The organism is Caulobacter sp. GW821-FHT10F06 (assembly GCF_058809215.1).
In genome coordinates, this window is the sequence record NZ_JBXASK010000022.1 from 1 (window position 1) to 912 (window position 912).

The following is a 912-nucleotide window of genomic DNA, read 5'->3' on the forward strand; positions in this document are numbered from 1 at the left end:
ACCTTGTCAGCCATCGCCTTCTTGCGCGCGTCGTTGACCGCGACCGTGGTCTCGATCAGCCGCACGGGCGCGCCGTACTGCTGGGCGGTGCGCACCAGGGCGATGGTGTCCTTCGGAAAGCAGCTGCCGCCGTAGCCGGGACCGGCGTTGAGGAACTTGCCGCCGATCCGCTTGTCCAGGCCGATGCCCTTGGCCACCTGCTGGACGTCGGCCCCGACCTTCTCGCAGAGATCGGCCATCTCGTTGATGAAGGTGATCTTCATCGCCAGGAAGGCGTTGGCCGCATACTTGATCAGTTCGCTGGTGCGACGGCCGGTGAACACGATCGGCGTCTCGTTCAGGCTCAGCGGGCGATAGAGATCGCGCATCACCGCCTGGGCGCGCTCGTCGTCAGTGCCCACCACCACGCGGTCGGGGCGTTTGAAGTCCTCGATCGCCGCGCCTTCGCGCAGGAACTCGGGGTTGGAGACCACGGCGAACTGGGCGTCGGGCCGCACGCGCTTGATGATCGCCTCGACCTCGTCGCCGGTGCCGACCGGCACGGTCGACTTGGTGACCACCACGGTGAAGCCGTCGATCAGGCCGGCGATCTCCTCGGCGGCGGCGTAAACGTAGGAGAGATCCGCATGGCCGTCGCCGCGCCGGGTCGGCGTGCCCACGGCGATGAACACCGCGTCGGCGGCCTTGATGGCCTCGGCCCCTTCCAGCGTGAAGAACAAGCGGCCCTCGCGCACGTTGCGCGCCACCAGGTCGTCCAGCCCCGGCTCGAAGATCGGGATCTCACCCTTCTCCAGCCGCTCGATCTTGCTCGGGTCCTTGTCGATGCACGTCACCACGTGACCGAAATCGGCGAAGCACGCCCCAGACACCAGGCCCACATAACCCGTGCCAATCATCGCTACGCGCATGGAT

The 912-nt window shown here is 66.9% G+C and carries 1 protein-coding gene; it reads right to left on the reverse strand.

Features of this window, described 5'->3' with window-relative positions:
* Positions 1-908, reverse strand: a 908-nt coding sequence (locus AC1RUS_RS23545; protein WP_492919049.1) for a UDP-glucose dehydrogenase family protein, incomplete at its 3' end; no start/stop codon positions are given.
* Between the last annotated feature and the right edge of the window lie 4 nt (positions 909-912).